Below are 15,038 nucleotides of genomic sequence, written 5' to 3' on the forward strand. Positions count from 1 at the left end.
CTCTCTTTCATGAGATGCTGAAATAAATTCAGCAGGACGTTTGGCAGAAATTATGGTTTTACAGCCGCCCACGGTTATGGCTTTCGTTTAAGGCGCCGATTAAATCGCGTTTATAATAGCGGTGACCTCCGGGCAGTTTAGCCGGCTTCAGTGTACCGTCTTTAACCTTACGTTTGTAGGTGCTTTCGCTGATTTTAAGGTAGTCTTTAACCTCCTGGCGGGTCATTGGTTCTTCATCGCTTTGTGCTATAGCGGATAAGTAAAAATTATCCTGATTTTTTTTAAGGATCAGGTAGATATTATACAGGATTTTGATTAAGGTGTCTAATTTTTTCATAAGAACGTCTGTTTAACGCCTTCAGCCTGCGCACAGTTCAATGAAATTACATTCCATAGGGAAATGAAGGAGCAGTTTGAAAGCAGGTTTGCTTACTGCACCACGACCGGTATGAAACCAAATTTAATAAAAACGATAAAGCTTTCAAAATCAGCCTACTATTATTTTCACTACATTAAATTATCCGGTTTGCCACGCCTTAAAGCCCTCCAGAAATGCCGGAAAGAAACGCCTGCTGATATCGAGCGGTATGCCATCGAAATGAAAATCCTGCTTTAAAATTAGCTGGTGTTGTCTGCCAGCTTTGCGCAGCCCTGAAATCGCATCGTAAGCAAAGAATACCCCGCCGCGGGTTTCGACAAACTTCTTCGGATCGAGCTTTGCCCGCAGCGTATGCCTCCGGTAGGTCATGTTCATCCGTTTACCATTTTTCAGGAAAATATCGCCATAGCTGCTTCCGGTAATCAGGCAGAGAATCTCATCGGGCAGCAGTTCGTGCTTCTGATTGCTCAGGTAGCCGGTAACCAATGCAAAAGTTTGCAGCCCAGGTGTATTACCATTGCCCGATGTTCTCATCGCCCCTGCGTTACTTTTGAGCTGGTGGCGTTGCCGCAAATACAGGCTAAAGTGCCCGATACAGATCAGCAGTACATTAAGCGGCAAAATTTTACGTGTAAAGCCACTCCGGTCAAAATTCTGATGGGCAAATATAAAAACCAGTTTTACCAGCAGCAGATCGATGAGCACAACCGGCATTATACCGAAAAGCAATAAGAGGCAAAGCCTTTTCAGCAGGGCATGCCAGGGGCAAAAGCCATCGAGCCATACATTTACCCAATGGATCAGTTCGATAATTAGCCATGCAATAACAAAACCAAAACAAAGGGAGGTGTAAAATTTGGCATTCTTCACTAGCACCAAAAGGCTATCCCTGGTACTTATGAAAATCAGGAGCAGGCTGATGAGCAATGCCACCTTTACCCTGAAATAGCCTGAAAAATATAGGGATGTTTTAGTTAGGGTGATATGTTTTTCCATAACAGGCCAATTAAAACTATTTCAAATAAAGTTAAAGTAAGGGTATTTTCCAATTTTAGTTGGCTACTAAAATGTTAAAAAATAACAGCTATCACCTTTGGTATTGCCAGGGCATCTACCAGCTATTGCCAAAATGGTACCACCTAATCAATTCATTCTTTCATTTTTTTGGCGTTGCTGGTGCCACAAATAGTTTTGCCCTCAGGTTTTGCAATGGAGCAAAAACCTTAACCTTAAACTTTATGAAGACGTATCCGTTTACAGCGGAGGGCTTTGCTGCGCTCTTGAGCGAGCTTTATGCCCTCCCCGACGAGAGCCTCAACAGTGAGGCTTCAGCCCTGCTGGCCGATTTCAGAAACTGGACAAGCAGCCATTTCGAATTCAGCAGCACACAGCTTACTTACCTGCAAAAACTCGACGACCGGTTTATTAACAATGCTGCCCAAAACAGCCATGCGTTTATGATTAAACGATTGCCTATTAGCTTAATTAAACCGGATACCGCAGCAAAGGCTGCTGCTGATGGGGAGGGAAAAATCATTATCCTGGGTACAGCAACTGCCATCCAATATTCAGATGAAAGCGGTGTGGCTGAAACAGAAAGTTTAACCTATACCATTTCTTACACCTAACCCACATCTGATCCAGCAGCCGGTGCCAGCCCGCACCACGACCGGAAAGGCCGGCACCGGCTTATATTAAAAAATCCCTCTACCTATGGAACATGAACAGCTATACCGCTTAAAGTTGCAGTTGCAAAGCTTTGGCAGCCTCCGACCAGAGGCCTGGCTTATGCTTCAACAACTGCTTCAGTTTAGCAGCCTTAAAAAAGGCGAACATTTTAACCGTACGCCTGGTACCCTTACCTGGCTCGCCACTGGCGTTTTGAAAGAATATGATGCCTATGCCCGCAAAAAGCCCTCAGTTATTAACTTCCTTGTAAAAGAAAATGCAGTGGTTACCCGCAAGCTCAATGCGGCCAACTTTCTCGTTGCCTGTACCAACAGCCTGCTTTGCTCGCTCGACTTTGATGCCTTAGTATCTTTACACCAACAATTCCCGGAGTTGAAACCCATTTATTTTGCGCTCTGTGCACAATATGATGAAGGGCAAAGGTTTCGCGTTCTCCTGCTCGAAGAAAAGGCCGCAGCACTACGTGTTGCCAAACTTATCGACCGTTACCACGGCCAGCTGAGCTTTATGGCCCGTAAAGACCTGAGTAATTACCTGCAACTTAACTATGATTATTTCTGTCGCTTGTATGCCCGCACACTCTAGGTACAAGCATTTTTTGCCGTAGCTGTAAAGTAATTTCCAGGGCAGCTGTTCAGCAGGTATGCTTCCCTTTGTGCTATAAATTAGTATAGTAAAACAGAAGGTGATGAATAGCAAAGAAATCCAGAAAATCAGCCTGCGGGGTATTGCGTTTATGCTTATAACATTATGGATATATGTGGCTGTAGCTAAACTTATTAATATTACTGCGTTCAAACATGCATTAAAAAAGCAACCTTTTCCCAATGGCTGGGCAGAACAGCTGGCCTGGCTTTTGCCAACCTTTGAATTATTTATTGCGCTGCTTCTTATTTTTCCAAAAAGTCTTCGCTATGGTTTGATTGCATCGTCAACACTTCTGTTCATCTTCACTGTATATATAGTGCTTATTCTAACAGGTTCTTTTGCCAACAGCGTACCATGCGCTTGCGGCGGCCTGATTACACAGTTTAACTGGTCACAGCACCTCTTTTTTAACACTATAATATTGCTGATGAACCTTTATGGGCTGTATTATCATTGGCAGCAGAGAGGAGGTATTAACTGAACAGCAGATGAAAGAATATACAGCTAAACCAGGTTTAGCTGCAAGAAGAAAAAATTATTAATTAACAACCTTTTTCGCTTGCTTTTTCAATGTAACAAAGCATTTATGATTATGAAAACAAAAATTAAAAATTTAAGTACAGGTTTATTTGCACTGGTTTTTGGATTAACCCTTGTATTTGCGAGTTCAGCTTTTAAAGCTGTATCGAAAGGCGACAAACGTATTAGTTATACTTTTTATTATGATGGACCAGATTATACAGCTACCGAAGTAACTGATGAAAGTAACTGGAAATATGATGCAGATGATAATACTTGTAGTGACGTAAATGAACAAGCCTGTACTATCAGGGTATCTTCAGCTTTTGTAGATAATCCAACAACTGCACCGACCTTAAAAACAAGCTTAAACTTAACCGCAGCAGCATCTGCGCCTTCCGTTAATTACATAAACGGTTCGGCAGATGGAACCATGCAAATTTCTAACGAACCTCACAATTAGTATTCTTCAAAAAGGAACAGGCAGTAACATCTGCCTGTTCCTTTCTTTTAATTTTGTTGAAGTCCTGTCAGGTTAACGATATCTGTTGGTAATGGCAAAGCATAGAAAGCTGCCCCGGGCAGTAATTCTACAATTTTTCCATTAATGTTTCGCCTCATGATTATCCCTGCCCCTTCCTTGTTCCAGCGCTTAACGTCCATCCATCTCAAATTCCGCATCAATAATTCTTTACGGCGTTCTGTTCTCACTTTCTTTAATGCATCTTCTCTATCTGTAGCCGTGATAGCGGAGTAAGTAATGGTATTTTTCCATCTTTTTTTCATCAAATAATTTAAATCTATCATGGCATCACTTGTATTGCCAAGATATGCGTTAGCCTCAGCCCTGTTAAGGTATTGTTCGTCGGTAGCCAGCCCTGTAAAAAAATTATTTGCATTTGCGGCATAACTGCCTTTAAACTGCTGGTAACCTGAATTTGCCTTGAAAAAACAAGTCCGTCTTAAATCATTTGTGGCATAACTGGCATACAGCGTTGAATCTATCTTAGCCCGGGCGGTAATGTGAAATGCCGTAAACGTACCCATTTCAGCATAAAAAATAATCTCCTGATTATATTTCCTGAAAGGCACGGCAGCAGTGAGGCTAATTATCGATGCATCATTGTTATAATCCATCAATGTGCTATTTAGCTTTAAGGCTTCACCGGCATATTTCAAAGTTTCACTGTATTGCCGCATGTAAAGATAGCTTCTGCTCAATAATGCATAAGCGGCTCCTTTTGAGGGGCGCATTACATGTTGAGGATAATCAGGCAGATAAGATAATGAAGTTTTCAAGTCGTTATTAATCTGTTCATAGCAATCATGCACAGTCGCCCTTACTGAAGGAACATTGAAATCTGAACCTGTCCGCAAGACAATACCGAGATCTTTATCAGATGTTTGTTCATCATAAGCAAATCCATATTGCCCCAGTAAAAGCAAAAAATAATAGGAACGGAAAAATAAAGCGGAACCCTTTGCATTATTCCATTGTGATTGATTTGCAGTTGTAACTGGTATTTGGTCAAGCAATTCGAGACTTAAATTGGTATTATATATTGCACGATAAGCCTGCGACCAATCATTACCATAGTTCATTTCCTGAGGTATCCATTGGTAAAGCTTTTGATCACTTTCCGGCCGGGCACTGTATGTTGCCGGTAACCAGAAATAATCATCAGCCATGGCTTCACCAAAACTAGGTGTAGTTCTGATGTTCATTATTGTCGCATCATCTAATAAAGCCTGTACATCATCCAGAGTATGCGGAACTACCAATTTATCATCGGATTTTACATCAAGGTATTTTTTACATCCTTGTAGCCATAAACCTGCTATTAGCAGTATGGCCAATAATATTCTTGTTTTCATTTTTAGTCTGCTTAGTTTTAAAAATTTCCTCTTACACCAAATGCAAAGGTTTTTGTTGGTGGAATGGCGTTGGCATAATCGGGGTCTATACCCACCTTATTTGCTTTCCATATTAAACCTGCATGCTGAAGATTGCTATAACATTCAAGTGTTTTAAAAGGGATATGAAGCTTAATCAAATTAAACTTGTAAGCCAGGGAAATGTAATCCAGCCTGACATGATCTGCTTTAACCACATTTACAGCAGCAGCCTGGTAAAAGGCATCGCGTAATGTATTTACCGGATAAACCAATGAGGGGACATTTGTTAAAAACTCATCACCGGCCTTTTGCCACCGATTTTCATAATCAGCGTTACCCATACCTGTATTGATTAGCGTACTATAGCTTAATGATGGTTTTTTAACATAATAGCCAAGTTTAAAATTTAAATTAACCGCAAGACTAAAACCTTTGTAGGTGAAAGTATTAACTAATGAACCAAAGCATAAAGGGCTTGCAGCGCCAATAAATTCGATATTGTTACCCGTAGTACTCGCTTCAATCGACATGGCTTCATAATCAGTACTTAATTTTCCGTTAAGATAACCCTGTGGATTACCATTGGCATCTAATCCGCCCCATTTATATCCGGCTAATGCATATAGTGGCTGGCCAACAACCGGATTGATACTAGCGCCTCCATTTAAAAGGTTAAATAAACCAAAAGTACCTGAGCTGTAATATTTCGTTGTTTTGTTATTATTATAATTGAAGAAAAAATCTGTTTGCCAGTTTAAACGAGCACTTTTCAGGTTTAAACTATGAAATTCCATTTCAAGGCCTTTACCAATCATATTAGCTACATTACGTACAATTACACTTGTACCGCCCCAGGCCGTATAATCATAAGCTGCAGGGCCATATAAATCAGTTCCTTTTTTCACGAAATATGCTACCGAGCCTTTAAAGCGTTTGGATTTTAATTCAAAATCGAGCTTTATATTACTTTGTTGAAGCTGTTCCCATCTCAAATCCGGATTATTAATTGTTGTTACCCTTGCGGCAGGAAATGTGGTTAAGGTATTATCAAGATATGTGGCTACTGCTGATGCTGTACGGCTAAGGTCGACATTGCCACTGGTTCCATAATTCATACTCAAGCGCAGTAGGGAAATACTTTCCAGGTGGTAAAAAGACTCTCCTGAAACCCTCCATCCCAAGCCAGCAGACCATAGCGGCTTCCATCTATCATTTGTATTTGCCCCAAATATATTAGAGCCATCCCGACGTAAACTACCTGATAACTGATATTTATCGGCATAAGTGTAGGCAGCATTACCATAGAAACTGATAAACCGATATCGTGTATGGCTAAGTAAGTTGGTATTTGGAATCTGACTATAATTTCCCGAAAGAATTTCAGGATAGATATTTACAAAATCGACATTTGAGTAGGTTAAAGGATCTTCCTGAAATCCGTATTGAATATTGCTGCTGCCCGTGGTTTCAGCATTTCTTGCTTCGGCCCCGGTAATTGCAACGATGCTATGCAGGCCAATACTTTTTTGAAAATTAAGTTGTGCCCTACCTGTAGCTGTGCGCACATCGGAAATACCCTGATTATATATACCTCCTTTTGGTACAACATACGTTATTGCACCAGTGGTACTGTTTACCTGTGTGTAGGTATTAATCAGATTGCGGGCATAATAACTTTGCAGATCAGCAATAGTTGTTACCTCATTTTGCTGTTTCTGATATTGATAAGCCAAATCAAATTGCAAACCATTAAATATTTGATATTTGAGAGCGGCGCTGGCAAAAATCTCTTCCTTATTGTTTATCGTGTGGTTATGTTTATATTCTTCTGTGGGGTAATATTTCCAGTCTAACAGTTTTCCTTTTCCCGCTGTATCGGTATATGCGGCATTGTATGTTAATGCAAGAGGTAATGCTTCGCCATTATTGTTTGAAAACTGGTAATAAGATGAAATTCTTTTGCCTGTACGTAAGGTGTTAAAAGCGGGGCGGCCTGATCCGGTATTTAATTTCGTGTAGTAAATATTCGTTGCAAGCACTAAGTGATTTAATAATTTGAAATCATTGGCAAGATGGAAGTTCAGTTTATTACTGGTGTTGTAATTTTCGCCCTTTATCCTATCATAATCTGCAGAAAAGGAATAGCGCTGATTTTGCCCGCCACCATTTAAATTTAAACTGTAAGTTGTGGTAAGTGCATGGGTATAGAAATTATCGAGATAACTCTGTCGACTATCTTGTGTTGCCAGTGTTGCTAAATGTGCCTCGGCTGCATTGTTATTTATTTTCCCGTTTCGCCTTGCAAGTAGTATTTCAACGGCAGGCGTTAAGGCACTGTAGGGCTGCGTACTAATCTGATCATTGAAATATCCCTTTTCAAACAACATTCGCTCAAGTGCTACCTGATCTGCACCCGACAGCTGACCTACTGCATATAAATCGGGTATTGCCTGAACACTGATATTGGCATTAAAACCTAATTGCGGGGCCTGGTTAAACTTACCTTTTTTGGTGGTAATCACAATTACGCCATTGCCTGCCCTCGCACCCCATATCGCAGCGGCTGAAGCATCTTTTAAAATGCTAACATTTTCAATATCATTGGGGTTTAAGTTTGAAATATCCCCCTCATATATAAAACCATCAAGCACAAGCAGCGGATCGAGCGGGCCATTTATCGTACCCAGGCCCCGCACACTTATGCCGGTAGCATTCTGTGGGTTTCCATTACTTTTACCAACGTTAAGCAAAAGGCCTGTACTTTGTCCTAATATTCTATCTAAAATGTTGGTGCCTGTTCGGGTATTCAGTGCCTTTTCATCAATTACAGACACTGTGCCGTTAATTTCATTAGGCTTTAAACTTTGATAACCCGTTTCAATCTTCACTTCTTCCAAATCCTGTGCCCTTATGTGCATTACCAGCTCTACAACACTGGCACTATGTTTTACTGCTACAAAGATGGGTTGATAACCTACAGCGGTTACAGAAAGGGTATCAGGCGAGTGCTTAATATTGAGCATGAAATCACCTTTATCATTGGCGATTGTAGTACCATTATAAAAACTTCTTACAGTTGATTGCAGGGCTTTTCCTGTTTCATCCGTAACATGACCCTTCCAAATAAAGGGCGCAGCCTGCTGGCCAAAAGCAGTTATACCTACTAATACCAATAATACTACAGCGCTAATTAAGAGCAGGTATTTCCAGCGGTTATGCTGTGCGTTAAATTGATTATGTTGCATCGTTAGTTAGTTTTAATTGTTAAGGTTAGTTCTTCGCCTGCTAGAAAATGACTGATATTATTCTTTGTCAATTCTTCTGCACCTGTTATAGCTACAATTTTTCCCGACTTTGAAATCCATACATAATGTGGTAATGCATAGAAAGGAAATAATTTTTTTAATGCTATTTCTGCCTTAATAATGGGGACACTAAATTGGGGTAATACTTTTTTTTGGGTGCTAATGAAGGTTTTCAAAATAGCTATACTGTCTCTGGTTGAAATATTAAGTAATAGCAGTTGCAAATGATCAGGGTATATTCTTTGCAGGCTATCAAGGTGTGGAAAGGTTTTAACACAGCTTGCGCACCAGGTAGCCCAGAAATCGAGAATAATAGCCTTATTCTTAAAATTGCTCAGCCTCAATTCTTTTATATGATTATTAAGAATCTCCTTAAAAACTAAATCCGGCACTGAATCACCAATACGAAGTGGTTTAGTTTGAGCATACAAACTGCTGTTCGAGATTATTATCAACAACAGAGCAAGCATACGTAGGGTTACTGATCGCCTGAGCCTTTCAAGCCTGATTTCGCTTATTGCAAGCCGACTTACAGATGTTAAATTGTATGTAATGTAATAGTGATTTAAATAATGTTTTTTAACCGTTTGATTGACCATAGCTTGTGTTTTTTTTAAGCATGGCAGAGCCCTTACGGCAAGGGCCGTTATTTTTTTAACCATAAATTTCTAATTGTAGTTTAACCAGCCAAATCAATTGACATTGTTATATTCAGGTAATGGCAAACTTACCTGCCTATGCATTTGAAATAACAAAAGGTTAAACTCGTGAAAAATGAATAATTGCATTAAAACAAACCCCGCCTGCTCATTTAATTCTAATTAACCTTAAACTTTAATGAAAAAACTGAGCATAGCGGGGTTAAAGACTTTATACAGGATTCTTAGGTTTTAACGCATACAAATAATCAAACGGGCATTCAAATGGATGATCAACATAAAGGGAATATTTTTGAATAAAGCTGACTGCAAAAACATATATCACTTTGAAATAAAGCATTGTGGCTGTTCGGAAATGTTTTATTTGCAGGTTCATATGTAAGGTGTACAAGTATAGAATGCCTCAAAACGTCATCATTATATGACCAGGCTTCTCTACAATATTTAGTTAAACGAATATAGCAAAAAGGAGTATTGTATGCAAATTATCCTACAAATAAATTATTCTATTTTTTTCTATTTGTTATGTGGAACCTACAAGAAAAGCGGAGATATTGAAGGCCTTCGGCTTGCACCTTAAAAAATTAAGGAGTAGCAAAGATGTAAGCCTTAGGGTGCTTGAACAACTTGCTGATGTTGATCACAGCCAGATACACCGCATCGAAAAGGGTGAAACGGCACCATCAATTATTACCTTACTGTCATTAGCCGAAGGATTAAAGATTGATCCAAAGGACCTCCTTGATTTTAAGTAGATAATATTGCCATCCTGACGACGGGAAGGATTTATAACCCATTTGCTCCCCACTACCACTAAGCATGTAGCCTCAACTGTCATCCTGAGCGTAGTCGAAGGACATATCATCCCGTATTTACGACGCTGGATACGAGCGAGCCAAAGCAATCATCGGTTGTAACTTAGTGAGAGAGATTGCTTCGTCATTCTTCCTCGCAATGACGTGTTATAGATTGTCATCCTGACGACAGGAAGGATCTGCAACCTATTTGCACTTAACTAACCCTGCCTCCACATTCCGTCATTTCGACTGCAGTGCAACGGAATGGAGAAATCTTTGAACCATTGAACCTACTCTGCACCCTGCCCAATGAACGAATGAACCAATGACCAATGACCAATGAACCAATGACCAATGACCAATGACTAATGACTAATGACCAATGACCAATAAACTAACATCACATCTATCTTAAACTCCTGTCTTCCAACACCTAATCATTTAATCATAAATAACATTTGGAATGTTCGTTCCAAATAACATACCTTTACGGAACAATCATTCCATTATTAATTAAAAAAAGAAAAATGAATAAGTTAAAAGATAAAGTAGCCGTGGTAACCGGTGGTACATCGGGTATAGGCTTTGCTACGGCCAAAGCATTTATTGCACAAGGTGCAAAAGTGGTGATCACAGGGCGCAAGCAGGCTACCCTTGATGAGGCAGTGGAAGCATTGGGTGCCAATGCAACAGGCATCCGTGCCGATGCTTCGAGCGTGAAAGAAACAGAAAAGCTGGCGGCAGAAGTGAAATCGTTATTTGGCAAGGTCGATATCCTCCTTGTAAATGCGGGTGGCGTGGAAGTATTTGAGCCCATCGGGCAAATTACTGAAGAAACATTCGATGCCGTGGCAGGGGTGAATTTCAAGGGTGCTGTTTTTACTACCGAAAAGTTTGTACCCCTTTTGGTTGATGGCGCTTCGGTAATCCATTTAGCCTCGGTTTCGGCCTTTTCTTTTAATGCCGGCAATGCCATTTACTCGGCCAGCAAGGCGGCTTTAGTGGCTTACAGTAAAAACGCAGCCCTCGAGCTGGCGGCAAGGAAAATCAGGGTAAACGTGGTAGAACCTGCTTTAACCGAAACACCGGGTATACACAAAGGTGCCTTTGCCAACGATGAAATCCACGAACATATTAAAACCTTAATGCCTTTTAAACGCTATGGCACCGCAGAAGAAGTGGCCGGGCTCATTACCTTTTTAGCTTCAGATGAGGCTTCCTTTATTTCGGGCAGCGAAATTACCATCGATAGTGGTGCATCAATCAATGTACCCATGCGCTTGTAATTTTTTTTGGCTAAATACGGAACGCCTGTTCCAAATTACTTACCTTTGTGAGATCATATATTTCACAAAGGTTTTTTTTATGGCACGCAGCAAGGTATTTAACGAAACAGAAGTTTTAGATAAGGCGATGAACCTCTTCTGGCAAAAGGGCTATAATGCAACATCAGCGCAGGATCTGGTTGATGGACTGGGCATTAGCCGTTCGAGTTTGTACGATACTTATGGCGATAAGCATTCGCTTTTTGTGATGGCCCTGAAACAATACCGTAAAGAGCGCATTGATCCGGTAATGGAGGGATTAAATACCGCGGTGGATATTGAAGCTTACCTGAAACAGGTTTTTGAGGCGGTAAAGGAAGATGCATTGAATGAAAACCGGTCAAGGGGTTGTTTTATGGTAAACTCAGCAGTAGAATTGGGCACTGTTGATAGTGATGTGGCCGCCATAGCAAACGACATAATGAAGGATACCGAAATGCTGATTACCAGGGCGATTGAGAAAGGACAGGCACAAGGTATATTTACCAAAACATACACGGCGCAGTCTTTAGCGAGGTTTATTTTTAATTCATTAAATGGGCTAAGGGTAACGATGAAATTCGATGCAAGTAAAAAAATGTTTGATGACATTGTAAATGTTTGTCTGGCGAGTTTAAAAGCTTAACCCTTCCTGTCATCCTGCCTCCACATTCCGTCATTTCGACTGGAGTGCAACGGAATGGAGAAATCTTTGAACCAATGAAAAATGACCAATGAAGCAATTCCCCCATTTACAACCCCAACTGTCATCCTGAGCGTAGTCGAAGGACATATCAACCCGTATTTGCGACGCTGGATACGAGCGAGCCAAGCAATCATCGGTTGTAACTTAGTGAGAGAGATTGCTTCGTCATTCTTCCTCGCAATGACGCCTTATAGATTGTCATCCTGACGACAGGAAGGATCTCTAACAAATTTGCACTTAACTAACACTGCCTCCACATTCCGTCATTTCGACTGGAGTGAAACGGAATGGAAAAATCTTTGAACCATTGAACCTACTCTGCACCCTGCCCAATGAACGAATGAACCAATGACCAATGACCAATGAACTAATCATTATTGAAAATTGATTATTGGATATTGGTTATTTACGACAGGCTTTCCTTTGGCTTTCTACGGTTAAAACCAGATGGCCCATGCAGCTAGCCCGCCGAACGAATTTATCGCGGCAGCTAAAAAGAAAATTTATTTACTATTTTGCAGTTCAGTAGAAACAGATGCCATGAATATCCTTACGCTCCAGCCTCAACCTGCCTTAGCAAAGTATATCGATTTTTATTACTTCATCAGGGAAGAACGGCACGATTTCAGGAGTGCCCACTATTCATTTCCACATACCTGCAATGTGGTTAGCATTTATCATAAGGCCAATGGCAAAAGAAGCGACAAAGTAGTTGAAGTATTTGAAGACCCGCAGCGTGAATTCATGACTTTACTACAGGCCAAAAGGCCTATGCCCCTGCGGGTAGAAATGCGTGGAAAAACCGACCGGATAAGCATATTCTTTAAACCATTGGGCTTAAATGCCTTTGTATCATCGCCCCTGTCAGTGCTGATGGAAGGCTTCGAACTGGCAGAATGGGATAACAAGCCCCTTTACCAGCAAAGCCTGAAGCAGGTTTTCAATGAAAATACTTTGGAAAAAAGGATTGAGATACTTGAAAACTTTTTGTTGGGCATAATAGCACCCGGCGAATTTAGCTTTCTCGAAAAACCTCTGGCACTACTCACCGACCTGGAAAACAACTACCAGATTGAGGATATATGTACACAAAGCGGGTTTTCGCTGCGCAGTTTTAACCGTAAATTCAAAGACGCCATTGGTGTTTCGCCCGTGGTTTACCGCCAGATTGCCCGCTTCCGTAATTCACTCGAAAACAAATTATACCACCAGCAGTTTAAGCGACTCACCGATATCGGCTATAGCAGTCATTTTTACGATCAGTCTTACTTCAATAAAATCTACCGGAAAATGTCGGGTGAAAACCCCGGTGCCTTTTTCGGGCAGGTACGTAAGCTGGGTAACGATAAGCTCATATTCAAGCTGATTCAAAGCTAAAACATTGGCCAATTTGTACAATTTTTATTTTTTCAGGCCGCTTAAATTTGTATAAATCAAAGATGTATATGAAATTTCTATCGGCTAGCCTGTTCTTGTTTTTCGCTGCTACAGCAGCTTGTTTTTCACAAAATAAGGTATCAAGGAGTTACCTGGATACGGCAAGTGCTTATTTTGAAACGGCACGCTATGCCAAAGCCTTAATCTACTATGAAAAAGGCATTCAGGCGGGCGATACCGGAAATTACACCTACTACCGGGCATCTCAATCTGCCTGTAAAAGCGGCGATGAACAAAAAGCCATCGCCTATGGCGAGCGTAGCTTCAGCAAGTCTCAGGATTTCTACAATTATGAATATTTTGCAAGCGACTCACTCAACAGCTGCTTCCGCAATTCTGCGGCAGGTAAATCGATCATCGCCGCATTAAAAACCAAATATGATGCCTGGCAACTGGAGCAAAGTAATTATATCTCTTCCATTAACGACAGCACAAAAAGAATTCGTTCAGCGGCCTTAAGCAGCCCGACTAAAGCGAAAGAAAAACTGATTAACCAATCGCCAGCACAGCTTAAACAATGGATAAAAAATTTTAACGCCTTCCCTGTCCCACCGGTAAAAGACCACTGGACCCTTTACCACATCACGGTAAGGGATACCATTAAAATGCCTTTCCTGCTCTATATTCCAAAAAATTACAACCCTGCAAAAAAGCATTTCCTTTACGTTTACCTGCATGGTGCGGCCACAAGGCGCAAGCAGTTTTATGTAAATTCGATGATACCTAAGTGGGAAAAAGAGGTATTGATGAAACCTTTACAGGAAGGCGCTATCATTTTATATGCCTTTGCCCGTCAGGATATTAACTGGGTAGACTACCAGGATGCTTTTTCGGCCATTGAGCAAGAAATTGTTTTAACAAAAAGCCTGTATAACATCGACGACAACAGGGTTTATGTTGGCGGGCATTCAGATGGCGGACGTGGCGCCTTTGGCTTTGCCCTGAATAAGCCCAGCCTTTTTGCAGCGATGTATGGGGTTTGCTATTTTCCTTCTTTATACTCGGGCGATACTTTCCTCGCCAACCTGCGTAATGGACAGCGTTTTTACGGTATTTCGGCAGATGATGATGAATTATTTCCGGCAAAACGAATAGAACCGGTGTACGATATGGCTAAAAGCATTGGGGCAAACTGGGAAAACTATACCTTAAAGGGCGATCACGGATTGCCCACCGAATCGCCTGAAGCTACTTTTTTTATTTACGATTTACTTTTTAAGCAGCAGCGAAACCCCTTTCCGCAAAAAATAAACTGGGAAACCGACGACATAAGCAATGGCAGAAATGCATGGATCGAGATTACAGCACTCGATACCCTCGCCGAAAAAAAGGAGTGGCAAAAAGAATACAGCCCCATCCTTACGCAGAATGGTAAAACGGTCAAGGCAAACTTTTACAAAAGGAAATCGGGTGCCATAGTAGCCGAAGCAAACGGTAATAACATTAACATCAGCGCTTCGAGGGTAAAGAAAATACGTTTATACCTATCGCCCGATATGTTCGATTTTAACCAGCAGCTAAAGGTGCGTATCAATGACAAGGATTTTATTAATATCAAGTTGGCACAGGATAAAACCATCATGCTAAGTGAATTTGAAAAGACGAAAGACCGGGCATTTATTGTGGGACAGTATATGGATCTGACCATCAACTAAGCCAGGCAGCCAGGGGTAAAACAACCACATGCTACATAAAAAAA

Annotated in this window: 14 protein-coding genes; 9 read left to right on the forward strand and 5 right to left on the reverse strand. The window is 40.9% G+C overall.

Going from position 1 to position 15,038, the window contains the following annotated elements:
- Positions 1–58: 58 nt before the first annotated feature.
- The gene (locus R2R71_RS14155; protein WP_316831930.1) at positions 59–337 is read right to left on the reverse strand and encodes a helix-turn-helix domain-containing protein; all 279 of its coding nucleotides are present in this window, start codon (positions 335–337) and stop codon (positions 59–61) included.
- Between the two features lie 180 nt (positions 338–517).
- A complete protein-coding gene (locus R2R71_RS14160; protein WP_316831931.1) occupies positions 518–1,375 on the reverse strand; it encodes a hypothetical protein in 858 nt (285 codons plus the stop codon).
- A gap of 71 nt (positions 1,376–1,446) precedes the next feature.
- Between R2R71_RS14160 and R2R71_RS14165 the strand changes: the two genes are divergently transcribed.
- The 4 genes from R2R71_RS14165 (at position 1,447) to R2R71_RS14180 (ending at position 3,698) form a co-directional block, all read left to right on the forward strand.
- A complete protein-coding gene (locus R2R71_RS14165) occupies positions 1,447–2,007 on the forward strand; it encodes a hypothetical protein (RefSeq protein ID WP_316831932.1) in 561 nt (186 codons plus the stop codon).
- Positions 2,008–2,092: 85 nt separating this feature from the next.
- Positions 2,093–2,653, forward strand: coding sequence for a hypothetical protein (locus R2R71_RS14170; protein WP_316831933.1), 561 nt, complete (start codon positions 2,093–2,095; stop codon positions 2,651–2,653).
- Positions 2,654–2,756: 103 nt separating this feature from the next.
- Positions 2,757–3,197, forward strand: a complete 441-nt coding sequence (locus R2R71_RS14175; RefSeq protein ID WP_316831934.1) for a MauE/DoxX family redox-associated membrane protein — start codon at positions 2,757–2,759, stop codon at positions 3,195–3,197.
- Positions 3,198–3,308: 111 nt separating this feature from the next.
- Entirely contained in the window at positions 3,309–3,698 is a 390-nt protein-coding gene (locus tag R2R71_RS14180; RefSeq protein WP_316831935.1) for a hypothetical protein, read from the forward strand.
- 47 nt (positions 3,699–3,745) lie between these two features.
- Here R2R71_RS14180 and R2R71_RS14185 read toward each other — a convergent pair whose 3' ends face one another.
- From R2R71_RS14185 to R2R71_RS14195, 3 genes are read right to left on the reverse strand one after another with little or no spacing between them, the layout of a single operon-like run.
- Positions 3,746–5,110, reverse strand: a complete 1,365-nt coding sequence (locus R2R71_RS14185; protein WP_316831936.1) for a RagB/SusD family nutrient uptake outer membrane protein — start codon at positions 5,108–5,110, stop codon at positions 3,746–3,748.
- 17 nt (positions 5,111–5,127) lie between these two features.
- Positions 5,128–8,376: a SusC/RagA family TonB-linked outer membrane protein gene (locus tag R2R71_RS14190; RefSeq protein ID WP_316831937.1), complete on the reverse strand. Its 3,249-nt coding sequence runs from the start codon at positions 8,374–8,376 to the stop codon at positions 5,128–5,130.
- Between the two features lie 2 nt (positions 8,377–8,378).
- Entirely contained in the window at positions 8,379–9,098 is a 720-nt protein-coding gene (locus R2R71_RS14195; RefSeq protein ID WP_316831938.1) for a TlpA disulfide reductase family protein, read from the reverse strand.
- Between the two features lie 524 nt (positions 9,099–9,622).
- Between R2R71_RS14195 and R2R71_RS14200 the strand changes: the two genes are divergently transcribed.
- The 5 genes from R2R71_RS14200 (at position 9,623) to R2R71_RS14220 (ending at position 14,994) form a co-directional block, all read left to right on the forward strand.
- On the forward strand, positions 9,623–9,850 hold the full coding sequence (locus R2R71_RS14200) for a helix-turn-helix transcriptional regulator (protein WP_316831939.1): 228 nt from the start codon (positions 9,623–9,625) through the stop codon (positions 9,848–9,850).
- A 569-nt stretch (positions 9,851–10,419) separates the two neighbouring features.
- Entirely contained in the window at positions 10,420–11,178 is a 759-nt protein-coding gene (locus R2R71_RS14205; protein WP_316831940.1) for a glucose 1-dehydrogenase, read from the forward strand.
- A gap of 79 nt (positions 11,179–11,257) precedes the next feature.
- Positions 11,258–11,842 carry a TetR/AcrR family transcriptional regulator gene (locus R2R71_RS14210; protein WP_316831941.1) on the forward strand — a complete coding sequence of 195 codons (585 nt, stop codon included), beginning with the start codon at positions 11,258–11,260 and terminating at the stop codon, positions 11,840–11,842.
- A 507-nt stretch (positions 11,843–12,349) separates the two neighbouring features.
- Entirely contained in the window at positions 12,350–13,279 is a 930-nt protein-coding gene (locus R2R71_RS14215) for a helix-turn-helix domain-containing protein (protein WP_316831942.1), read from the forward strand.
- Between the two features lie 68 nt (positions 13,280–13,347).
- Positions 13,348–14,994, forward strand: a complete 1,647-nt coding sequence (locus R2R71_RS14220) for a hypothetical protein (RefSeq protein ID WP_316831943.1) — start codon at positions 13,348–13,350, stop codon at positions 14,992–14,994.
- The last annotated feature ends 44 nt before the right edge of the window (positions 14,995–15,038 follow it).

The sequence above is a fragment of the Pedobacter aquatilis genome (assembly GCF_032678405.1).
Lineage (GTDB): Bacteria > Bacteroidota > Bacteroidia > Sphingobacteriales > Sphingobacteriaceae > Pedobacter > Pedobacter aquatilis_A.